Origin of the sequence: Onishia taeanensis (assembly GCF_013349955.1) — a bacterium.
In the GTDB taxonomy this organism is placed as follows: Bacteria; Pseudomonadota; Gammaproteobacteria; order Pseudomonadales; family Halomonadaceae; genus Onishia; species Onishia taeanensis_B.
The window spans coordinates 38,127-58,804 of record NZ_JABVXC010000006.1 but is presented as its reverse complement, the minus strand read 5'-3'; the positions used below and the strand labels follow the sequence as shown (position 1 = coordinate 58,804).

Sequence of the window (20,678 nt, the reverse complement as noted above, 5' to 3'; positions counted from 1 at the left end):
GATCAAATGGCTAGAGCGAGGGACCGGCAAGATGAGTGGGCAGCAGGTGAGTGCCTCGGCGCATCAGGGCCTGGTTGATGCGTTCATGAAGCTCGTCGGGCAGCGGCGCGAGCCGGGTCTCGGTGATCAGGGTCGCGAGCCGGTCGCCGTCGACGACCTGAATGTCCGATGGGGCGTCGCTGCTGTCGATGTCCCAGCCTGGCAGGGCGAGGATACCGGCTACCGGCACCTCGGTACCGCATTCGCGGCTCAGCCAGTGGCGCAGCCAGGCTGCGGCTTGGCGGGTCTTGCGCATTGGCTGGCGCTCGCTCCAGCCGGGGAAGCGCAGCCGAGTGCCCTCTACCACGACCTGCGTCTGCGGCACACCGCGTGCGTTCAGGGGCTGAGTGCGGGCGCGTGTCTCGACCACGAAGACCCCATGGGGCGTGACCGCCACATGGTCGATGCTATAGGTATCGGCGGGGATATCGTGGAAGATGAAGAAAGGGTGGGTTTCGGGGCGAATCAGGCGCTGCAGTTCCTGACCCACCGCCAGTTCGCAGGCGAGCCCTAGCTTGAGGCGGCGAATACGCTGGAAATCCCGGATCAGGCGCAGGCAGCAGATCAGCACCAGGGCCGTGCTGAGCCCGCCGTAAAGCGACCATTCGAGCCAGTTCTGGCGATTGGCAAAGAGCATTCGCCCCATGCCGTAGACCATCGGCGCGAGCACCACGATTGGGCCCAGGGCACCGTCCAGGAACAGGCCCGCGAAGGCGTGGTCGAGTCGGTCGCGCAGCGCCTGGCCGGGGCCTCGCAGCGGATGGGCATCGAAGGGCGAGCTCACGCGGGCGTCGTGCAGGTTGCGCAGCGCCACCACGCTCACTGCCATGGCCGCGAGCGGGAACAGGAAGATCAGCGGTAGCAGGTATTCCAGCCAGGCCATCGAGGCCTCCTTGCCCGAGAGGATGCGAGGGATTCATTCTAGAGGGCCACGGGAGTCGAGACTATGGCCTCGGCCTTCGACAGTTCATCAATCGTCGCGATCAATCATCCGCAGCGACGTGCGAACAGTATCGAGCTATCCAATCCAGCGATCTATCAACCCTAGAGAGAGACCATGCTCCCGTCATCTCCTACCTCCTCAACGGGCCATGATGCCATCGCCGATCAAGGGCATGTCGCGGCGCTAGCAGCCTTCGTGCGTGCCCATCCGCGACTGGTGGTGCTGACCGGTGCCGGTGTCAGCACCGAGAGCGGCATTCCCGACTACCGAGATGCGGCCGGCGATTGGAAGCGTCCTCCGCCCATGCAGCACCAGCGCTTCATGCAGAGTCACGCCTCTCGTCAGCGCTATTGGGCACGGGCTTTGGTTGGCTTCCGTGCGCTCAGCGACGCGCGACCGGGGCCCGCCCATCACGCCTTGGCTCGGCTCGAGGCCCTGGGCCATGTGCACACCCTGATCACGCAGAACGTCGATGGCCTGCATCAGCGCGCCGGCAACCGGCGGGTCATCGATCTGCACGGCCGGGCCGAGCTGGTGCGCTGCATGAGCTGTCAGGCGCTACGCATGCGTCACGACCTGCATGCCGAGCTCGAGGCCAATAACCCGCACTGGCTTGAACTCGATGCCGCGGCGGGGCCGGATGGCGACGCCGACCTGGAGGTCGACTTCTCGGACTTTCGGGTGCCGCCCTGCGGCCGCTGTGAGCAAGGCGTGCTCAAGCCGGATGTGGTGTTCTTCGGTGACAGCGTGCCGGCTTCCCGCGTCGAGATGGCATTGGCGGCCGTGAATGACGCCGATGCGCTGCTGGTGATCGGCTCGTCGCTGATGGTGTATTCGGGCTATCGCTTTGCTCGGGCGGCGGCTCAGCGCAATACGCCAATCGCCTGCCTCAACCTGGGCCATACCCGGGCGGATGAGCTTTATGCCCTCAAGCTCGAGCGGCCGATCGGCACCACGCTTGCTGCCCTGATCGCGGCGCTCGAGGCGCCGCCGGCCTAGCTTTCGTCTGAAGCGTGCCTAACCGCCGGCCAGCTTGACCTTGTAGCCCTTGGCCTCCAGGGCGTCCTTGAGGGCCTCGCGCTGATCGCCCTGGATCTCGATGATCCCGTTCTTGACGGCGCCACCGGTGCCGCAGCGCTTCTTCAGGGTCTTGGCCAGGGCTTTCAGCTCGGCCTCGGGCAGCGGCACGCCGTCGATGGTGGTCACGCCCTTGCCCTTGCGGCCGCTGGTCTCGCGGCGGATGCGCACAATGCCATCCAGGCCGGCGAGGCGCTCGCGTTCGGCCAATGCCTGGCACTCGCAGTCGTTGATCGGCTGTCGGCAGTCGGGGCAGGTCTCGCCATGCTCGGTGGAATAGACGAGGCCACGCAATTGATCATGCAGGGAAGCCATGTCGCGCTCCTGACGGTGAAGAATGTATGCCGCCATGATAACGCAGCACCGAACACGACTCATGGAGCGGGTTATCCACACCCCCTCTACCTCAGCCAATTACCCACAGCCAGTTATCCAAATCCACCGAAACAAAGCCACCTAAACAAAGCCACTTAAGCAAAGCCCTGAGCGTGCATCGCAGGCGATGGGTATGGGTGGCGGGTGATGACGCCACGGGTGGAGAAACCGTCAGATTGACAGGCTGGCGACCGCTTCATGCGCCAGATGGGCGATCACGGTGGGCAACTGGTGCATGTTGCTGATCTGGATCGCGCCTTCCGGGGTGGTCTCCACGTCCGGGAAGCGATTCAGGTGAATCACCTGCATGCCGGCGGCCAGGGCTGCCTTGACACCGACGATGGCATCGTCGATGGCGATGCACTCGCGTGCCTCATAGCCCATCAGGGAGGCGGCATGCAGGTACAGGCAGGGGTCCGGTTTCCAGCATTGGACGGTATAGCCGCTGATCAGCCGGTCGCCAAAGTAGTCGCTCAGGCCGGTGGTCGTGAGGCCAGTGCGAATCTTGGACTCCGGCCCGTTGGAGACCACCGCTCTGGGATAGCCGGCCAGGGCGTCCAATGCCTCGCGAACGCCGGGCAAAGGGGTGAGCTCGCTGGCCAGCCTTTCGGCCAGGCGTGCACGCATGCCGCTTTCGCCGAGACGCAGGGCTTCGGGGTCGATGGCGCCGTGGCGGCGCTGCAGTTCGGCAACGATATTCATGAAGCGGGCGCCGCGGAACTCGCCCATGTAGTCACTGGATGCGAAGGGTAGGCCCAGCGCCGTTAGGCTGGAGGCCATCTCGGCGGCGAGCAGGGGTTCGCTATCGACCAGGGTGCCATCGCAATCGAACAGCAGGCATCGCGGAATTGTCATCGCCGATCCTCTGAGGCAAGACAGGGGGACATCATACCAATGTTACAGCTATCGGCACGTCTCGCCGGAGATTGAATCGCGGCGTGACGGGCATATCGTCAGTATAGTCAATTTTTGAACAGTGTTCTTTAATTCGCCACATTAAAAGCCATGCCGCGAGCACGGCGGCTTATTCCCTATATGAGATGTTACCGCCACAGGTGGAGCTTGAGGACACCGTAGGATCGCTGGAATGACGCCTACCCATGGGGGCAGGACACGCTGCCGATATCACTCGGCAGCGTTGATCGGCGAGGACTGGGGCTGAATCAGGGGCGAGTGGCGAGTGGCGAGCGAAAAGGCGGAGATGGCAGAGCAGAAAGGGCGGCCTCAGGTCGTCAGGCGCTGCGACCTGACAGAGCGCCGATCACGGCCGGCAACTCGCGAGCATGGTGAATCCCATGCGCGCCTGCGGGGGTAGCTTCCTGACCGGCAAAATGGTTGAGGTGCACCACCTGCATGCCGGCGGCGAGCCCTGCTTCAACGCCCACCGCGGCGTCATCGATGACCACGCAGCGCTCGGGCGGATAACCCATGGCCTCGGCGGCCTTGAGGTAGAGCGCCGGGTCGGGCTTCCAAACGCCGAGGGTATAGGCGCTGAACAAGTTGTTGTCGAAGTGGTGTGCCAGCTCGGCGCTTTGCATGGCGCAGCGAATCTTGGCCTCGGGGCCGTTGGAGACGACGGCCTTGGGGTAGGCGGCCAGCGCCTCCAGCGCATTTGGCATGCCGTCGATCGCCAGCAGCTCGTTTTGCATGCGCGTCGCCATGCGCTCTCGCATGGCGGCTTCCATCGCCGCCAGTTGCGTCTCGTCGAGTGCACCGAAGCGCGTCTCTAGCTCCCGGACGATCGACAGGAAGCGCACGCCACGAAACTCATCCATGTACTGACGAGCGCTAAAGGGCAGGCCGAAAGGGGTGAGGGTTTCGGCCATGACCTCGGCGAGCAGGAACTCGCTATCGACCAGGGTACCGTCGGAATCGAAGAGCAGGCATAGGCGGTTGGGCATGGGAATCTCTCGGCAGAAACATGAATGGGCCCTTCGCGAGGGCCCATGAACTCAATAATGCAGGTCACACGAAGTCAGGTGCGATCAGGCGCGGAATGGCCAGCACCAGGTCAGGATAAACGATCAATAGCACGATCACGGCCAGCATCACGGTCAGGTAGAGCATCGTGGTGCCCAGGGCTTTCAGCAACGGAATGCCACCGATCTTGGCCGAAATCATCAGGCACAGGCCATAGGGCGGGGTGATCAATCCAAGGCCTAGCGCCATGACACCAATGACCCCGAATTGTACGGGATGTACCCCGGCCTGCATGGCCAGCGGCTGAAAGATGGGCGCCATGATCGCCATGGCCGGCAGCGAATCCATGAAGGTGCCGATCACCAGCATCACCGCCGTCATGATCAGCAGCAGCACGACCGGGTCGCTGATGCTGACGCCGGCCATCAGCTTGGGGGGAATCTGGTAGAAGCTGATCAGATAGCCGAAGATCGCCGCACCGACCAGGCTGAACAAGGACAGCGAGCACAGCCGCACGGTGTCGGTGGAAGCGTTGAGCACCTGGCGCAGGCTGAGCTCACGATAGACCACGAAGCCCAGCGCCAGGGCATACAGCACGGCGATGACGGCGGCTTCGGTCGGGGTGACCAGCCCAAGCGTGATGCCGCCGATGATCACCACCGGGATGCCCGCCGCCAGCAGGCCATCCTTGCCGGAGCTCATCAGCTCAGCAAGCGACGCACGCTTTCTTACCGGTACCTGGTAACGGCGCACATAGCCCATGTTGAGCGCGAGCTGGGTGACGCCGATCATCACGCCGGGCAGGATGCCGCCAAGAAACAACCCGGCGATCGAGGTGTTGGTCAGCGCGCCCCAGACGATCATGTTGATCGACGGCGGGATGATGATGCCCATCACCGACGAGGCGGCGGTGACCGCGACGGCGAAGTTGACCGGATAGCCTTCGCGCTTCATGGCCGGAATCAGCACGGTGCCGACACCGGCGCTATCGGCAGTGGATGAACCGGACACGCCGGCGAACAGCATGCTCACCAGGACGTTGACGTGGGCCAGCGCGCCCTTCAGGTGACCCACCAGGCGCATGCAGAGGGTGATCAGGCGGTCGGTGATGCGGGCCGCGTTCATCAGGTTGCCGGCCAGCAGAAACAGCGGGACGGCCAGCAGCACGAAGGAGTCCATGCCGTTGTACATGCGCTGGAACATCACCCAGTAGGTCAGCCGCGGGTCCAGGGTGATGACGCCGACAGCGGTCAGTACCAGGGCCATGGCGATCGGCACACCGGCGATGATCAAGACGCCGAGTAGCCCGAAAAGCAGCCACGGCAGCACGAAGATCCAGTCCATGGGGATCATGAAGGACTCCTGTCACGGTCGTTAAGGGCGGGGGCAAGCTCACCGAGCTCGGCGCTGTTCGGATCGCCGGACTCGGGGATCGACTCGATCTCGCTTGGCGTGTTGAGGGCCGCTTCCATGCGCTCCATGCCTGCATACAGGGCATGCAGCAGCCGCTGGGCGCTGAACAGTGAGATGAAAATGCCGCTTACAAGGAAGGCCGAATAGACGTAGACCATCGATAGGCCAGAGGCAGTGGCGTTGCGTCTGAGGCCGGACAGGGCGAAGTCCTTGCCGTAGACGATGAAAATGATCCCTACCGCCAGGCAGGCCAGATCCCGGATCCAACGGGTGACCCGGTCGGCCCGCGAACCACGAGGGAAGGCCTCCAGCACAAAGTGATCCGCGTGCAGCACGCCCACGGCAGTGCCCAACATGATCATCCATTGGAAGGCAAAACGGCTGAATTCTTCGGTCCAGTAAAGCCGTGGCAATAGCGGCAGATTGCGGCTGACGATCTGGTAGATGATCAACGCAATGAAGCCGGTCAGCAGGGCCAGCAATATCAGGTATAAACCGCGCTCCAGGAGTCGGTTGAGGCGAGACAGACCGTGAATCAGAGTCGGCATGACGCTGTCCTCGGTTGGAAAGTGAGGAAGATGCCGGGGCGTGGCCCCGGCACGGGCATTAACCGGCGTTGATGATCTGCTGGTGGAGCTCGGTCAGCCCCATGTCTTCTATCACCTTGGCCAGCGGCGCCTTGACGATCTCCTGCATGCGCTCTCGATCGAGCTCGTGGAGCGTCGCGCCCTCTTCAACCAGTTGGTCCAGAGCCTCGGCGTCCTGCTCGAGCTGTACCCCACGGGCGTAGGTGGCAGCGTCCTGCGCGGCTTCCATGACGGCCTGTTGAGCATCGGCATCGAGTCGGTCCCAGGTCATCTGCGACATGGTCAGCAGGCGCACGGTGATATCGTGCTGCGAGAGCCCGATATGGGGCGCCACCTCATGAAAGCGCATGCGATGGATCCATTCGGCCTCATTGAGCAGGCCGTCGATGGCGCCCAGCTGAAGACCGGTGTAGATCTCTTTCCAGGCCATCACCGTGGGCTCGGCGCCCAAGGCGGACCAGGCGGTAATCAGGGGCTTGGTCGGGTTGGTGCGCAGCTTCATGCCTTCCAGGTCCTCGAGGCTCTCGAGCGGCCGGGTGCTGACGATCTGACGTTTACCGCCGCCGAAGAAGGCCAGCACCTTGACGTCAGTCTCGTCCTCGATCTTGTCGGCGATCTCGCGACCCACCGGGCCGTCGAGTACTGCACGCCAGTGGTCGACGTCGCGATACATGAAGGGAATCGAGAAGACATTGGCGGTCGGCGAAAAATCGGTGATCAACCCGGGGTTGATGATCGACATGTCCAGGGCGCCCGCCATCTGTTGCTCGAACATCTCTGTTTCATGGCCGAGCACTGAGTTGCCGAGGATCTGCACGCCGATCTCGCCATTGCTGTTCTCGCTGACCAGTTCCTGGAATTTCTCGGCCCCCAGCTGATAGGCGGTATCCTCGGTGCCGCCGTGTCCAAAGCGTAAATCGAATGCCTGAGCGGCGCCCGCCATGCCCATTGCCGCTGCGAGCAGAGCACCGGTCACCAGGCCGCGTTTCATGGAATGCTGTTTTTTTGGATCGATCCATTTTTGAGTCATCTTGCTACCTCTCTAAGCGTTCGTTGTTGTCGTTGCTGGTCGTGCTTATGTCGTGCTTGGACGCCACCGGCAGTCATCACAACCAGTGGCTGGGGCTGCTCAGGCTATCGAGTCAGACGTGGTTGGCGATGCGGGAGCCGTTGCCTGTGATGCGTTGCCGCAGGATTCGCGGACCTGAAGATGCGGGGCCAGCACGACCTGCTCGCGGGCCCCGCCGGGATCGGCGATGCGTCGCAGGGCGAGGCGTGCGGCTTCTTCGCCGATGGCATAGGGATGGGTGGCGACACTGGTCAAGGCCGGGTCGCTGAGTGCGGCCTCCTCGACGTCATCGGTGCCGATCACCGCGCAGTCGACGCCGGGGGCCAGGCCCATGCGCTTGAGGCCGAGCATGGCACCGAAGGCCATCAAGTCGTTGTGGCAGATCACCGCCGTGGGGCGTGGTGTCTCCCGCATCAGCGTTTCGATCAGCTCCAGGCCGGCGCGACGCGTCACCTGTCCGCGCATTAGGCTCTGATAGGCGAGATCGTGATGGGCGAGGGCCTCTGAATAGCCCTGCCAGCGCTCCTGGGTCGCCGAGTGTTGGGCATGGCCACCCAGAAAGGCGATGCGACGATGCCCCAGGTCGACCAAGTGGTCGACGGCCTGGTGGACGCCGCGGGCGAAATCGCTGCTGGCATAGTCGAAGGGCGGCTCGCCGATGTGGCGCAGCACCTGTACACAGGGCAGCGACCAGTCGGCCAGTGTCTCGATCAGCGAAGCAGGCGTGCCTTCGGCCGGGCACAGCAGAATGCCGTCGACGCGATGTTCGCGCATGCGCTCCAGAAAGCGCTGCTGGCGCTCCGGGGAGTCTTCACTGTTGGCCAGGAAAGAGACGTAGCCCTCGCGATTCAAGGCCGCATCGATGCCCGCCACCATGGCGCCGAAGAAGGGGTTGGCGATGTCGTAGACCACCACGCCGAGCGTTGCGGTATGACTGCCGCGCAGGGCGGCGGCACCGCGGTTGTAGACATACCCCAGCTCCTTGATGGCGGCTTGTACCTTGAGGCGGGTGCGGTCGGCGACCAGTGGGCTTTCGCGCAGTACCAGCGACACCGTCGAGCGCGACACCCCGGCATGTGCGGCGATATCCTGCAGCGTGACGCTGCCGGAATCGCGACGGCTCGAGGGGGGGACGGTGTCTTGGGTCATGCGGTGCTCCATCGGGGTTGAAGTAGGTTGAATAGATGTTTTTGGATTGATCCAAATCTAGAAGAGCTACAGCCGATCACCAATTAACCTTTAGTCGTGGCAGGCGTCATCAGTGGCAGAGGGGGTAACCACCGGCGGAGAAAGGGGCGCGATCGGCGTGAGAGTCACGCTGACCCTCTGTGTTCATATCGCGCTCGAAGCGTACGGCACGCTGGCGCACGCCTGCTTGGCGGCGTAGATGCCGATGGAGCAGGCGCGAGTGGTGAAGACAGCGGAGTCCTGCGCCTTGGCGAGTCGACAACTTGGGCTGCTCGCCGAGATACGCCTCGGCGAGCGGCTCTGAGGGGAGATCAGTCGTCGAGTGTCGCCCAGGCATCGGTGTTGACCGGGCTGATGGGGCGCTGGTCACTCAGCGCCAGGGTGATGTTGTCGACGGCCCGCTGGGCCATGGCGGTGCGGGTTTCCACCGTCGCCGAACCGATATGGGGTAGCGCCACCACGTTGGCCATTTGCGGTAGCGGCGAGTCCTTGGGCAGGGGCTCTTGCTCGAAGACATCGAGGCCGGCGGCGCGAAACTCTCCCTGCTCGAGTGCCGCGATCAGGGCGGCTTCATCGACGACCTTGCCGCGGGAGATGTTGATGAAGATCGCCGAATGGCGCATCAGCGCGAACTCCCGGGCACCGATCAGGCGTTCGGTCTGGGCGCTGAGAGGCACCGTGACGCAGACGAAGTCGGCCACCTCGAGCAGTTCGTCGAGCTCGCAGCGTCGCGCTCCCAGTTCCTCTTCCAGGGCCGGCTTGGGCGAGGCGTTGGAATACAGAATTGGCATGCCGAAGCCGAGTGCGCCGCGTCGAGCGATGGCGGCGCCAATGCGGCCGAGACCGACCATGCCCAGTGTCTTGCCGTGTACGTCAGAGCCGAACTGTGCCTCGCCGATGCTTGACTGCCAGTCGCCGCGCTTGACGAAGTCGGCGAGCTCCACGGCACGCCGGGCCGTGGCCATGATCAGCAGGAAGCCGGTATCGGCGGTGGTTTCGGTCAGCACGTCCGGGGTGTTGCACAGCAGGATGCCGCGCCGGGTGAGCTCATCCACCGGGTAGTTGTCATATCCCACCGAGATGCTGGCGATGGCTTCAAGGTGCGGTGCCTTGTCGAGCAGCTCCGGGGTGATCTTGAGGCTGGCGCCGACCAGCCCGTGCGCCTGCGCCAAGGCCGCGAGGAAGGCCGGGTCGTCGGCGGATTCCAGTTGGTCGAAATAATCGACGTGGAAATCGCCACGCAGCTGATCAAGCTGGTCGTCGTTCAGGCGGCGAAACGCCACGATACGCTTTTTCATCTCAAACTCCTTGTGCAGAGGCCACGGTTTACCCGGCGTCTTTGCACGTTCACCGGGTCACTGGTTTTACATCACTGGCTTCAGTTCACTGGTTGCAAGTCACTGGCGTCATTTCACTGCCGCGTGGGCAAGCGGTAGAGGGCTTCGAGCTGCTCCAGGCGGGCGCGATGGGGCAACCCTTCCATATCGCCTCTGACCTGCACCGCCTCGGCGCCAATCAGGTTGCCGCGATGCAGGGCTTCGTGGGGTGAGCGGCCATCGAGCAGAGCGCTGATCACCCCCACGGCGAAACCGTCGCCGGCGCCGACGGTATCGACCACTTCCGTGACCGCCAGGCCGGGCACCATGAAGCTTTGCTCCCGGCCGCCAATCACGCCGCGATAGTAGCTACCCTCAGGCCCTAGTTTGATGATGACTGCCTTGGCGCCGCGCTCGAGATAGAAGTCGGCGATGTCTTGATGGGCCGAGAGTCCCGTCAGACGCTGCCCCTCGGCTAGTCCTGGCAGCACCCAGTCTGACTTGGCGGCCATGGCATTGAGGGTAGTCGCCATCTCGGCATCGCTGCTCCAGAGGCTGGGGCGCAGGTTGGGGTCGAATGAGATGCTGGCGCCCGCCTCTCTTGCCTTGTCGAGCATGTGCCAGGAGAGCTCTCGGCAGCTAGCCGACAAGGCCGGTGGGATACCGGTGGCATGCAGGTGGCGCAGGGCATCGAAGTCCACCGCTGCCGCATCATGCAGCGAGAGGTGGCTGGCGGCGCTGCCGCGACGGAAGTACTCGACGTGCGGGTCGGCACCACCGGCGGCGCGTTCCTTGAACACCAGCCCGGTCGGGTGTTCCGGGTCATCGGTCAGATATCGGCAGTCCAGGCCCTCGGCTTCCAGGGTGCGACGGATATAGCGACCGAAACCGTCATCGCCGACGCGGCTTAGCCAGCCGACGTGCCGACCCAGGCGTGCCAGGCCGATGGCCACATTGGTGTCTGCCCCGGCGATGCGGCGCTGGAAATGCTCGATGTCAGACAGCGCTCCCGGGTGTTCGGCCACGAACATTGTCATCGCTTCACCGAAGGCCAGTAGCTCTGGTGAAGGGCATGGCGACGGGGATGGCGAATTGTCTGGCGGCATGCCTGCTGCCTTGTCGAGTGACGGCATAAAGGCTCCTCTTTTAATCAGCTTTAGTTGGTTATCAGCCGTAGATGTTTATTCGTTGGTGATGGCGAGCGGCGCGCCAGGGCCTGAGTTCAGGCATGTAGCGCTCGCAGCCGGTTGAGCTGTCCGTGGGTAAAGTCCTGGAGCTGTGGCGACTGCAAGGGATATTCGATGGCCCGCGTCACGCCCTGGGGAAAGTGCGCCATTAGCCTTGGCCAGCCCTTGAGCTCTTCCGTGTCGGGCACGCTGGCGTGGGGGCGCCCCTGGCCGAATACCACGCCCTTGCAGTGCAGGTAGCGCACATAGGGCCCCAGGCGCTCGGCGGCCGCCAGCGGATCGGCGCCGACCCAGTGCCAGTTGCCGATGTCGAAGGTCATGTAGAGCGGACAGCCGGCGGTTTCAGCATCGGCAAGGCTCGCCGCGAGCGGGGCGAGGGTGCCGCCGTCCTGTGTCTGGTCGTTCTCGACCAGCAGCAGCGGTGTCTTGGGATGCGCCAGCTGTTCGTTCAGGTGCTGCCAGGCGTTGGCGCGAGATGAGGGCGAAGCATCAGGCGAGTACTGCCCCAGTGAGAATTTCACGGCTGCCGCGCCCAGGCGCCGGCTTTCCTCCAGGCGAGTCATGAGCCCCGGCGCAAGGCTATCGTCGTTCCAGAGTGCGTCTGCCGCCGAGTAGATCAGGCCCAGTGACTGCTCTGCGCAGGCATCACCCAGCGCTTCGAAGTCGTCGAAGCCTTCGGGTAGCAGCTCGCGACGAATCTCCACGCCATCGGCACCGGCGGCTTTCAACCAGGGCAGAATCGCCGCCTGGCCGTGCTCGGCGATCAGCGCTTGACCGAATGCCGAGGCGGCGACCAGCACCGAGGGTGGGCCTGAAACGCTGATGGAGTGCGATGGGAACGTTACCATCGTGGTGCGTGAATCCTGGTGTGTGGCCATCATGGTCTCCTGAGGTGCTAAGCGGTTGGTCAGCGAGGCATAAGCGTTGGTTCAGCGCAGCATAGGCGGTGGTCTATTGAGGCTTAAGCGGTGCTGGTGGGTGGACCTTGGGTCGAGCCGCGAGCCAATAGTCTGGGTTGATAATGGATGCGCCGAGGCGGCGCCGCCTCGCCATGCGACTCCAAGCGCTGCAGCAGGGTCTCCGCGGCGGCACGACCGATATCCTTGGTGGGCTGGGCCAGCGTGGTGATCCCGGGGGTCACCAGCTGACACCAGTCGAGTTCGTCGATGCCCATCAGGCCGATGGCGCCCGGCACTATGCCCTTGGCCTGCAGTGCCCGGGTGACGGCGAGCGTGACGTTGCCATTGCCGCAGAGCAGCGCCTTGGGGCGCTGGGAGGGCGCTGCCAGAAAGTCCGTGACGGCCTGCTCGAGTGATGAGGCGTCCTTGTCCAGCGATAGGCTTATTGCCTGCCCCATCAGCCCGCGTAGCTCACGCTGCCGCTCAAAGCGTTCCAGGCGAACCTGGCGTGAGCTTGCCTGTGACGTGGGCTCGCTGAGATATAGCAGATCGCCGTAACCTTGCGATGCGAGATGGTCCAGCGCCATGTCGATGGTCCGGGCGTTATCGAGGCCGACTTCGTCTGCCCTGAGCTCACCCAGCGAGCGGTCCAGCAGGACCAGCGGCGTGCCCTGCTCGGCGAGCTGCTTGAGCTCGCGGCTGGGCTGGCCGGCGGCATTGATCACCAGGCCTTCTATCCGGTAGGTCGCGAGCAGAGCGAGGTGGTCGCGCTCCTGCGCCGGGTCGTTGTCGGTGTTGCACACCACTAGTGAGAAACCCCTTGCCCGGCAGGCTTGCTCGACGCCATGCATCACCGCCACCGAGAAGGGGTTGAGGATGTCCGCGATGAGCATGCCGATCAGGCGTGAATGGCCGCCTTTGAGGCCGCGAGCCATTTGGTTGGGGCGATAATTCAAGCGTTTGGCGGCGCTGGCGATGCGCGTTTGCATGGTTTCCGACAGGCGGTCGCGTTCGCCGCTGAAGTAGCGGGATACGCTGGTCTTGGAAACCCCGGCCTGCTGAGCCACTTCGAGAATGGTGGCGCAACGCGACGCGGCCTTGGATGACGACATGCTGTTACCTGCTCAATGGAACCGTTCCCATTGTAGTCTGTAACCCCTGATCGCGGCTGTCGAGATGATATAGACCATGGTCGAGGCCTCCAGGCCCCGCGCTCATGGTCGTTGGGCGTTCGGAAAACGTGTGCAGGCGACGGGCTGAGAAAACTGGCCAAGAAGGCATGCTTAGAAGGTGCTCTCGGAAGCTGCGCCTCGAAGAACAGCAAGGCCGCCCTGTCAGCCGGGGCTCATCTCGCCGCGCAGCGGGGCGGCCAGCGCGGCGCGCAGTCCTGCGCCCTTGAAACCATCGGCGATCAGCACCTGCAGCTTGGTCAGCGCAGCCTCGGGGGTCAGGTCCGCACCGGGAATCACGCCGGCGGCATTCAGTGCACCGCCGCTGGCATAGGCGCCCTGAACGACCTGCCCCTGCTGACACTGGCTTATGTTGAGTATCGCGATGCCGGCCTGGCTTGCTCGTGCCAGGCGGTCGATCAGCGCGCCATCGAGGCTCGGAGGATTGCCCACCCCGTAGGTCTGCAGCACCAGCCCCTTGAGGGCCGGGTCGCCGAGCACGGCATCCAGCATGGCCGCTGACAGGCCAGGGTGCACCGGCAGCATGGCCACCGCGCCGGGGGCAAAGTGACGCGGTGTGAGGTCCGGCGTGAACGCAGCGGCGGAATCGCCCGTGGCGCGAGAGTCTGCTTCGGGCTGGCCCGGCGCCAACGCCAGGCTGGGTGTGAAGGATAGGGCGATGCCGGCCTCACCGAGCCAGGGCGCGTCAGGGGAATCGAAGGCATCGAATCCCTGGCTTCGTACCTTGCGCGCCCGGTTGCCGCGCAGCAGCCGGTCATGAAAGGCGATGCAGACTTCCGGCGGGGCGGCGGGGTCGGCGGCCATCGACAGGGCGGTGGTCAGGTTGTTGATGGCATCGCTACGTGGCTCGCCGAGCGGGATCTGGGCGCCGGTGAGCACCACCGGCTTGTCCAGGGGCCCGAGCATGAACGACAGCGCAGATGCCGTGTAGGCCAGGGTGTCGGTGCCGTGCAGCACGATAAAACCCTCATAGTCGTGCCAGTGCTCGGCCAGGGCCGCGACGATACGGTTCCAGTCGACAGGGGCCAGGTCGGCGCTGTCGATCAGCGGCGCGAGCTCGATCAGCCGGTAGTCGGGCAGCACGGCTCTGCCATGGTCGCCAGGCTGAGTGTCCAAGCTTTCGCAAAGGTGATGGGCCAGGCGGTCGGGAAAGCCTGCGGCCGGCACATAGCCCGTCGGCGAGGGCTGCATACCGATGGTGCCGCCAGTGTGCAGGATCAGCAGTCGCGGCATGGTCAGGCCTCCTGGAAGGGGGCGAGCATGGCCTGGGGGCTTAACAGCCGGTCCAGCTGGGCCTCGTCGAGCAGCCCCTCACCGATCACCAGTTCGCGCACGGTGGCGCCGCTGGTCAGGGCCTTGGTGGCGATACGCGAGGCGTTCGAGTAGCCGATGTGGGGCACCAGCGCGGTGATGATGCCGATGCTGTTATCAACGTGCCGGGCGCACTGCTCGCGATTGGCCTCGATGCCCTCGATGCAGCGGGTCTGCAGCATGGTGCAGGCCGAGCACAGCATGCGCATCGAATTGAGCAGGTTGTAAACGATCATCGGCTCCATGGCGTTGAGCTGGAGCTGGCCGGCCTCGGCGGCCAGGCTCACGGCGAGATCGTTGGCGATCACCTGGTAAACGGTCTGGTTGACCGCCTCAGGAATCACCGGATTCACCTTGCCCGGCATGATCGAGGAGCCCGGCTGCATGGCGGGTAGGGCGATCTCGCCAAGCCCCGTGCGTGGGCCGCTGGAGAGCAGGCGCAGGTCGTTGCAGATCTTGCCGAGCTTGATGGCGAAGCGCTTGAGTATCCCCGACAGGAACACGAAGGCCCCCATATCGGAGCTGGCCTCGACCAGGTTCGAGGCGGGCACGATGGGCTTGCCCGAGAGCGTGGCCAAGTGGCGGACGGCCAGCGCCTGGTACTGCGGGTGGGTGTTGATGCCGGTGCCGATGGCGGTACCGCCCAGGTTGACCTCGCAGAGCAGGCGGCAGGCCTCGGCGACGCGCTCGATGTCCTCGCCCAGGGTCACGGCGAAGCCCTCGAATTCCTGACCCAGCGTCATCGGCACCGCATCCTGCAGCTGGGTGCGCCCCATCTTCACCACGTCGGCGAATTCCGCACCCTTGTGCTCCAGCGCCGTCTTCAGGTCGGCAATCGCCTGGGTCAGCCGTTCGGCGGCGAACTGCAGGCTCAGGCAGGCCGCGGTGGGGTAGGCGTCATTGGTCGACTGGGAGCGGTTGACGTCGTCGTTGGGGTGCAGCTTGGCGTAGTCGCCCTTTTCGAAGCCAAGCCGGGTGAGTGCCAGGTTGGCGATCACCTCGTTGGCGTTCATGTTGGTCGAGGTGCCGGCGCCGCCCTGGATCAGATCGACCACGAAGTGCTCGTGCAGGGCGCCGTCGATGATCTCGGCGCAGGCCGCCTGAATGGCCTCGGCCTTGTGTGAGGCCAGCACGCCGACGTCGGCGTTGGCCTTGGCCGCCGCCGACTTGACCATCGCCAGGGCGCGAACCAGCTCGGGGAAGTGGCTGATCGGTACGCCGGTGATCTTGAAGTTGTCCACTGCCCGCTGGGTCTGGATGCCGTACCAGGCCTCGCTTGGCAGCGTCATGTCGCCGAGCAGGTCGTGTTCTGTGCGTGTTGTCATGGTGTCGTTCACTCAGCAAGCGAAGAATCGAGGCTGTGCCTGAAAAGTCGACGAGCGCCGTACTTTTCAGGCATTGCCTAGGAGGAAAATGATGCGGCCCCGCCCGACCGGGCGGGGCCGCTTGAGCCTTGGCGTGCACCCGGCCGGTCGTGCCGGGTGGGGCAGGGCTCAGTCCTTGGCGCTGGCCGGTGTGTTGCCGAGCACGTCATGCATGCGTGCCAGGTCTTCCGGCTCGATTTCCCAGGCCTTGGGGTCCAGGTTCATGTCCGGGTGCTGCTTGGCATCGAAGATCGGCTGCTTGAGGCCGCTGCGAATCTGGCCGTCGAAGTCCTTGAGGATGCGCAGGCCCGGTTTGAACAGCATGATCAGCGCGATCAGGTTGGCCACCGCCAGAAGGCCCATGGTCACGTCGGCGAAGCCGAACACGGTACCCAGATCGGTGGTCGCACCCCAGCAGACCAGCAGCACGATGGCGACGCGGAAGGCGTTGAACAGCGTCTGGTTATCGCGGCTGAAGAAGTTGAGGCTGTTTTCGCCCAGATAGTAGTTGTAGAGGATGGTGCTGAAGGCAAACAGCAGCAGGGCCAGGCTGACGAAGGTACGGCCCCATTCGCCGACGTGGTCGGCCATTGCGGCCTGGGTCAGGGCTATGCCCGCCACTTCATTGGTGGAGGCCGGATCGTAAACGCCGCTGAGCAGGATCATGAAGGCCGTGGCCGAGCAGATGATCACGGTATCGATGAACACCGAGAAGGCCTGCACGATGCCCTGGTTGGCCGGGTGCGGCACATAGGCCACCGCCGCCACGTTCGGTGCGCTACCAAGCCCCGCCTCGTTGGAGAACAGGCCGCGCTTCACGCCCATCATGATCGCCGCGCCGATGCCGCCACCGATCGCCGGTTCGAGGCCGAAGGCGCTCTTCACGATCAGCGTGACCACGTCCGGAATCTTGTCGATGTTGAGGCCCAGCACCAGCAGCGCGATGAGGATGTAGCCGCCGGCCATGAAGGGCACCAGTACCTCGGAAATACGCGCGATGCGCTTGATGCCGCCGAAAATGATCAGGCCGACCACCATCGCCAGCGCAAGGCCGCTATAGAGTACCGGCACGCCGAAGGCATCACCGAAGGAAGTGGCCACCGCATAGGACTGCAGGGCGGTGAAGCCGAAGCCGAAGGTCACCAGCAGCAGCACGGAGTAGAGCCCCGCCAGCCAGGTCCAGCGGCTGCCCAGCCCCTTGACGATGTAATAGGCCGGCCCACCGCGATAGGTGCCGTCGCCACTGGCCTGCTTGTAGGTCTGTGCCAGGGTGCACTCGAGGAAGCTGGTCGCCATGCCCATCAGGCCGACCATCCACATCCAGAACACCGCACCCGGGCCGCCCAGGGTGATCGCCACGGCGACACCGGCGATGTTGCCGCCGCCGACGCGCCCGGCCACCGACAGCACCAGCGCCTGGAAGGAGCTCAGGTGGCCGTGCTTGTCGCGCTTGAAGGCCTGGCTGGCACCGAGAATCTGGAACATGCGACCGAAGTAGCGAAACTGCACGAAGCGCGAGGCTACCGTGAAGCCGACGCCGACCGTGATCAGCAGCACCAGCAGGACCTTGCCCCAGAGCAAGTCGTTGAGGAAATCCAACATGAAGATGTCTCCGCTATTGTGTTGTTGTGAGCTGTTGTTGCGTGTTGTTCTTGCGAGTCGTCCACGCGATTTAACCAGCCCGCCCAGCACAATGGGATTTGACGCTCTGTTGCGCCCTGGCGCAGTATCATGCGCACCAAGTGCGCCAGACTGCGCCATGTCGGGCAGCGACATGGCCGAGGACTCGACATGCATGATGACTTTGCGGCCAACCTCCGCCTGCTATGCAGCTATTATCGCTCCATCGCCGAGGTGTGCCGCCGGCTCGATATCAATCGGCCGCAGTTCAACCGCTACCTGAGTGGACGTTACCGGCCCTGCGACAGCATCATGCGGCGTATCTGTGACTTCTTCGGGGTCGAGGTTCACGAGATCCTGCTGCCCCATGACGACTTCATGCCGCTGATCAGGCTACGCCCCCGGCCGGCCGATGAGGCGGCTGAAGAGCCCCAGGAACCGCACAGCTCGCTGAGCTTGCCCGATGCGCTGCTTACTCAGGGCAGCCGCGGCATGTCGCGCTATGTTGGCTGCTACTACGAGCACTATCTCTCCATGTCGCAGCCCGGCAAGGTGCTGCGCACCCTGGTCTGCCTGGAATCCCACGAGGGCAGTACCCTCTACCAGCGCACCGAGCGAATGACCTCCTCAACCGACCAGCGGCCCTACCACAACCGCTATCGCGGCGCCGCGCTGTTCCTGACCGACCGCATCTTCATGGTCGATTACGAATCGCTCAACGGCCACGAAGTCACCCAGACCATTCTGTTCCCCAGCTTTCGCAGCCATGTCTCGCGTCTTACCGGGCTCAAGCTTGGCGTGGCCGATAGCAGCGAGCGCATGCCCTGCTGCGTGCGGGTGGTCTATGAGCGACTGAGCGAACCGGTCAACCCACGCCGCGCCCTGGCGCGCTGCGGTCTCTTTGAGCTCGACGACCCCGAGCTGGACCCTTCCCTGATCGAGGCCATTCGCAACGATGTCGGTGATGATGAATGGCACTTCCGCGCCCGGTTCTAAACGAGGCCCCAGGTGGTATGGACTAGGCTGAAGGCACGACGCTACTTCTGCCGCTACGACGGCATGAATGGCCACCCGCTCTTCACCCGTGAGGTCCCGATGATTCGACGCCCGACGCTATCGCTGCACGCCTTTTCGATGCTGGCGCTGCTCTTACTGGCCGCCATCGGCTTGGTCGCGCCTCGTGACGCCGAGGCGCAAGAGGACAACGCCGCTTGGGCCGCGCTTGCCAGTGGCGGTCACGTTGCCCTGATGCGCCACGCTTTGGCGCCCGGCACCGGCGACCCAGCGGGCTTTGCACTGGATGACTGCGCCACCCAGCGCAACCTTTCCGCGGAGGGCCGTGCCCAGGCCCGCGCCATCGGCGAGCGGTTTCGTGAACGGGGTATCGCGGTGACTGAGGTGCGCGCGAGCCGCTGGTGCCGCTGCCTCGACACCGCCGAGCTGTTGGGGCTTGGCGAAGTGATACCTACCCCGGCACTCGACTCCTTCTTTCGCGATCGCGGCGCCGCCGACCGGCAGACCCGCGAACTAGGCGAGCTTATCGACGCCTGGAACGGCGAGGGAGCGTTGGTACTGGTCACCCATCAGGTCAATATCACCGCACTCACCGGCGTTTATCCGCGCTCCGGCGAGATTCTGGTGCTGGCGCCTGAGGATGGCGCACTCGAATTGGTGGGGCGGCTCAAGAACTGAGGCGCTCAAGTGATTATTCGGGCAGGTTATGGCAGTTGTCGCGATACTGCGGGGCATCGGTGCCCAGCGCCAGGCTTTCGGTGGCGGTGTTGTAGTAGAAGCGGCCGGTCTCGTCGCCTGACAGCGCATAGTCGCCGCAAACGCCATAGCCCTTGTTGACCCGCGCCAGATGGGAAATCTCGGCCGGCACCTGGCTGTCGAGGCGTTCACTGATCAGCTCGGCGATATGGGCATCGCGCTTTGCCTCGGAATAGGCCTGGCCACCGAAGATCATGCCGGCAACGGCGAGGATGGCGACGACGGGAATCCAGAGGTTATGCATGGCGGGTCCTCAAAGGAGAGCCTCAAAGGGTGCCCACCGGCGCAAGGCCGGTGGGCGATAGGGCTTACTTGACCTTGGGGTCCAGTTCGCCGCGCTCGTAGCGCTTGAACATTTCTTCCAGGTTGACCGGCTTGATCTTCGAGGCGTTACCGGCGGTGCCGAAGGCTTCGTAGCGGGCGATGCAGACATCGCGCATGGCGCTGACGGTTTCCTTCATGAACTTGCGCGGATCGAACTCGGCCGGGTTGTTGGCCAGGAAGCGACGCACGGCGCCGGTGGAGGCCAGACGCAGGTCGGTGTCGATGTTGACCTTGCGCACGCCGTGCTTGATGCCTTCGACGATCTCGGAGACCGGCACGCCGTAGGTTTCGGGGATGGCGCCGCCGTACTCGTTGATGATTTCGAGCCATTCCTGCGGCACCGAGGAAGAGCCGTGCATCACCAGGTGGGTGTTGGGGATGCGGGCGTGGATTTCCTTGATGCGCTGGATCGAGAGGGTGTCACCGGTGGGCGGCCGCGTGAACTTGTAGGCGCCGTGGCTGGTGCCGATGGCGATGGCCAGGGCATCGACGTGGGTCGCCTTGACGAAGTCGGCGGCCTCTTCCGGGTCGGTGAGCAGCTGGTCGTGATCGAGCTTGCCTTCCGCGCCGATGCCGTCTTCCTCGCCGGCCATGCCGGTCTCGAGGCTGCCCAGGCAGCCCAGCTCGCCTTCGACGGAGACGCCGCAGGCATGCGCCATCTCGACGGTGCGACGGGTCACGTCGACGTTGTAGTCATAGCTGGCCGGGGTCTTGCCGTCTTCGCCGAGAGAGCCGTCCATCATCACCGAGGAGAACCCTAGCTGGATGGAGCGCTGGCAGACCGACGGGCTGGTGCCGTGGTCCTGGTGCATGGCGATGGGGATATGCGGGAATTCCTCGATGGCGGCGAGGATCAGGTGGCGCAGGAAGGGGGCGCCGGCGTACTTGCGGGCCCCGGCGGAGGCCTGAACGATGACCGGAGAATCGGTCTTGTCAGCCGCTTCGAGGATGGCGCGCATCTGCTCGAGGTTGTTGACGTTGAAGGCCGGGACGCCGTAGCCGTGCTCGGCGGCGTGATCCAGCATTTGGCGCATGCTGATAAGTGCCATGAACTCACCTGTTGTACATAAGGACGGCGTGGCTGGG

The 20,678-nt window shown here is 64.3% G+C and carries 20 protein-coding genes; 3 read left to right on the top strand and 17 right to left on the bottom strand.

Features of this window, described 5'->3' with window-relative positions; genetic code table 11:
- Positions 1–10 precede the first annotated feature (10 nt).
- Positions 11–922, bottom strand: coding sequence for a nuclease-related domain-containing protein (locus HUS66_RS09095; protein WP_175070601.1), 912 nt, complete (start codon positions 920–922; stop codon positions 11–13).
- Positions 923–1,096: 174 nt separating this feature from the next.
- On the opposite strand from HUS66_RS09095, the gene HUS66_RS09090 reads away from it, so the two are divergent.
- Entirely contained in the window at positions 1,097–1,981 is an 885-nt protein-coding gene (locus HUS66_RS09090) for an NAD-dependent protein deacetylase (protein ID WP_175070600.1), read from the top strand.
- An 18-nt stretch (positions 1,982–1,999) separates the two neighbouring features.
- Here the strand turns inward: HUS66_RS09090 and HUS66_RS09085 are convergent, their stop codons facing one another.
- The 14 genes from HUS66_RS09085 to HUS66_RS09020 all read right to left on the bottom strand — a co-directional run bounded on the left by HUS66_RS09085 (position 2,000) and on the right by HUS66_RS09020 (position 17,480).
- A complete protein-coding gene (locus HUS66_RS09085; protein ID WP_175070599.1) occupies positions 2,000–2,374 on the bottom strand; it encodes a translation initiation factor Sui1 in 375 nt (124 codons plus the stop codon).
- Between the two features lie 231 nt (positions 2,375–2,605).
- A complete protein-coding gene (locus HUS66_RS09080; protein WP_175070598.1) occupies positions 2,606–3,289 on the bottom strand; it encodes an HAD family hydrolase in 684 nt (227 codons plus the stop codon).
- Positions 3,290–3,666: 377 nt separating this feature from the next.
- Positions 3,667–4,335 carry an HAD family hydrolase gene (locus HUS66_RS09075; protein WP_175070597.1) on the bottom strand — a complete coding sequence of 223 codons (669 nt, stop codon included), beginning with the start codon at positions 4,333–4,335 and terminating at the stop codon, positions 3,667–3,669.
- A 64-nt stretch (positions 4,336–4,399) separates the two neighbouring features.
- Complete coding sequence (locus tag HUS66_RS09070) at positions 4,400–5,707, bottom strand: TRAP transporter large permease (RefSeq protein WP_175070596.1); 1,308 nt, start codon at positions 5,705–5,707, stop codon at positions 4,400–4,402.
- The gene (locus HUS66_RS09065; protein ID WP_175070595.1) at positions 5,704–6,315 is read right to left on the bottom strand and encodes a TRAP transporter small permease; all 612 of its coding nucleotides are present in this window, start codon (positions 6,313–6,315) and stop codon (positions 5,704–5,706) included. Before HUS66_RS09065 ends, HUS66_RS09070 begins: the two co-directional genes overlap by 4 nt.
- A gap of 58 nt (positions 6,316–6,373) precedes the next feature.
- Positions 6,374–7,345, bottom strand: a complete 972-nt coding sequence (locus HUS66_RS09060) for a TRAP transporter substrate-binding protein (protein WP_254628764.1) — start codon at positions 7,343–7,345, stop codon at positions 6,374–6,376.
- A gap of 138 nt (positions 7,346–7,483) precedes the next feature.
- Positions 7,484–8,572 (bottom strand): LacI family DNA-binding transcriptional regulator, encoded by a 1,089-nt coding sequence (locus tag HUS66_RS09055; RefSeq protein WP_175070593.1) that lies wholly within the window; start codon positions 8,570–8,572, stop codon positions 7,484–7,486.
- A gap of 350 nt (positions 8,573–8,922) precedes the next feature.
- The gene (locus HUS66_RS09050) at positions 8,923–9,909 is read right to left on the bottom strand and encodes a 2-hydroxyacid dehydrogenase (protein WP_175070592.1); all 987 of its coding nucleotides are present in this window, start codon (positions 9,907–9,909) and stop codon (positions 8,923–8,925) included.
- Positions 9,910–10,022: 113 nt separating this feature from the next.
- Complete coding sequence (locus HUS66_RS09045) at positions 10,023–11,033, bottom strand: sugar kinase (protein ID WP_175070700.1); 1,011 nt, start codon at positions 11,031–11,033, stop codon at positions 10,023–10,025.
- Between the two features lie 116 nt (positions 11,034–11,149).
- A complete protein-coding gene (locus HUS66_RS09040) occupies positions 11,150–11,995 on the bottom strand; it encodes a sugar phosphate isomerase/epimerase family protein (protein ID WP_254628763.1) in 846 nt (281 codons plus the stop codon).
- A gap of 80 nt (positions 11,996–12,075) precedes the next feature.
- A complete protein-coding gene (locus HUS66_RS09035; RefSeq protein ID WP_175070591.1) occupies positions 12,076–13,125 on the bottom strand; it encodes a LacI family DNA-binding transcriptional regulator in 1,050 nt (349 codons plus the stop codon).
- 222 nt (positions 13,126–13,347) lie between these two features.
- Complete coding sequence (locus HUS66_RS09030) at positions 13,348–14,436, bottom strand: asparaginase (protein WP_175070590.1); 1,089 nt, start codon at positions 14,434–14,436, stop codon at positions 13,348–13,350.
- Positions 14,437–14,438: 2 nt separating this feature from the next.
- Positions 14,439–15,839: an aspartate ammonia-lyase gene (locus tag HUS66_RS09025; protein WP_175070589.1), complete on the bottom strand. Its 1,401-nt coding sequence runs from the start codon at positions 15,837–15,839 to the stop codon at positions 14,439–14,441.
- 168 nt (positions 15,840–16,007) lie between these two features.
- A complete protein-coding gene (locus tag HUS66_RS09020) occupies positions 16,008–17,480 on the bottom strand; it encodes an alanine/glycine:cation symporter family protein (RefSeq protein ID WP_175070588.1) in 1,473 nt (490 codons plus the stop codon).
- Positions 17,481–17,669: 189 nt separating this feature from the next.
- Between HUS66_RS09020 and HUS66_RS09015 the strand changes: the two genes are divergently transcribed.
- On the top strand, positions 17,670–18,494 hold the full coding sequence (locus HUS66_RS09015; RefSeq protein WP_175070587.1) for a helix-turn-helix transcriptional regulator: 825 nt from the start codon (positions 17,670–17,672) through the stop codon (positions 18,492–18,494).
- A gap of 12 nt (positions 18,495–18,506) precedes the next feature.
- Entirely contained in the window at positions 18,507–19,190 is a 684-nt protein-coding gene (locus HUS66_RS09010) for a histidine phosphatase family protein (protein WP_282848513.1), read from the top strand.
- A gap of 13 nt (positions 19,191–19,203) precedes the next feature.
- On the opposite strand, the gene HUS66_RS09005 is transcribed toward HUS66_RS09010, so the two are convergent.
- Complete coding sequence (locus HUS66_RS09005; protein WP_175070586.1) at positions 19,204–19,512, bottom strand: hypothetical protein; 309 nt, start codon at positions 19,510–19,512, stop codon at positions 19,204–19,206.
- Between the two features lie 64 nt (positions 19,513–19,576).
- The gene (gene fba / locus HUS66_RS09000; protein ID WP_175070585.1) at positions 19,577–20,641 is read right to left on the bottom strand and encodes a class II fructose-bisphosphate aldolase; all 1,065 of its coding nucleotides are present in this window, start codon (positions 20,639–20,641) and stop codon (positions 19,577–19,579) included.
- Between the last annotated feature and the right edge of the window lie 37 nt (positions 20,642–20,678).

Coding starts and splice junctions, on each gene's coding strand:
- HUS66_RS09095 (WP_175070601.1), bottom strand. CDS start 922: ATGGCCTGGCTGGAATACCTGCTACCGCTGATCTTCCTGTTCCCGCTC.
- HUS66_RS09090 (WP_175070600.1), top strand. CDS start 1,097: ATGCTCCCGTCATCTCCTACCTCCTCAACGGGCCATGATGCCATCGCC.
- HUS66_RS09085 (WP_175070599.1), bottom strand. CDS start 2,374: ATGGCTTCCCTGCATGATCAATTGCGTGGCCTCGTCTATTCCACCGAG.
- HUS66_RS09080 (WP_175070598.1), bottom strand. CDS start 3,289: ATGACAATTCCGCGATGCCTGCTGTTCGATTGCGATGGCACCCTGGTC.
- HUS66_RS09075 (WP_175070597.1), bottom strand. CDS start 4,335: ATGCCCAACCGCCTATGCCTGCTCTTCGATTCCGACGGTACCCTGGTC.
- HUS66_RS09070 (WP_175070596.1), bottom strand. CDS start 5,707: ATGATCCCCATGGACTGGATCTTCGTGCTGCCGTGGCTGCTTTTCGGG.
- HUS66_RS09065 (WP_175070595.1), bottom strand. CDS start 6,315: ATGCCGACTCTGATTCACGGTCTGTCTCGCCTCAACCGACTCCTGGAG.
- HUS66_RS09060 (WP_254628764.1), bottom strand. CDS start 7,345: ATGAAACGCGGCCTGGTGACCGGTGCTCTGCTCGCAGCGGCAATGGGC.
- HUS66_RS09055 (WP_175070593.1), bottom strand. CDS start 8,572: ATGACCCAAGACACCGTCCCCCCCTCGAGCCGTCGCGATTCCGGCAGC.
- HUS66_RS09050 (WP_175070592.1), bottom strand. CDS start 9,909: ATGAAAAAGCGTATCGTGGCGTTTCGCCGCCTGAACGACGACCAGCTT.
- HUS66_RS09045 (WP_175070700.1), bottom strand. CDS start 11,033: ATGCCGCCAGACAATTCGCCATCCCCGTCGCCATGCCCTTCACCAGAG.
- HUS66_RS09040 (WP_254628763.1), bottom strand. CDS start 11,995: ATGATGGCCACACACCAGGATTCACGCACCACGATGGTAACGTTCCCA.
- HUS66_RS09035 (WP_175070591.1), bottom strand. CDS start 13,125: ATGTCGTCATCCAAGGCCGCGTCGCGTTGCGCCACCATTCTCGAAGTG.
- HUS66_RS09030 (WP_175070590.1), bottom strand. CDS start 14,436: ATGCCGCGACTGCTGATCCTGCACACTGGCGGCACCATCGGTATGCAG.
- HUS66_RS09025 (WP_175070589.1), bottom strand. CDS start 15,839: ATGACAACACGCACAGAACACGACCTGCTCGGCGACATGACGCTGCCA.
- HUS66_RS09020 (WP_175070588.1), bottom strand. CDS start 17,480: ATGTTGGATTTCCTCAACGACTTGCTCTGGGGCAAGGTCCTGCTGGTG.
- HUS66_RS09015 (WP_175070587.1), top strand. CDS start 17,670: ATGCATGATGACTTTGCGGCCAACCTCCGCCTGCTATGCAGCTATTAT.
- HUS66_RS09005 (WP_175070586.1), bottom strand. CDS start 19,512: ATGCATAACCTCTGGATTCCCGTCGTCGCCATCCTCGCCGTTGCCGGC.
- fba (WP_175070585.1), bottom strand. CDS start 20,641: ATGGCACTTATCAGCATGCGCCAAATGCTGGATCACGCCGCCGAGCAC.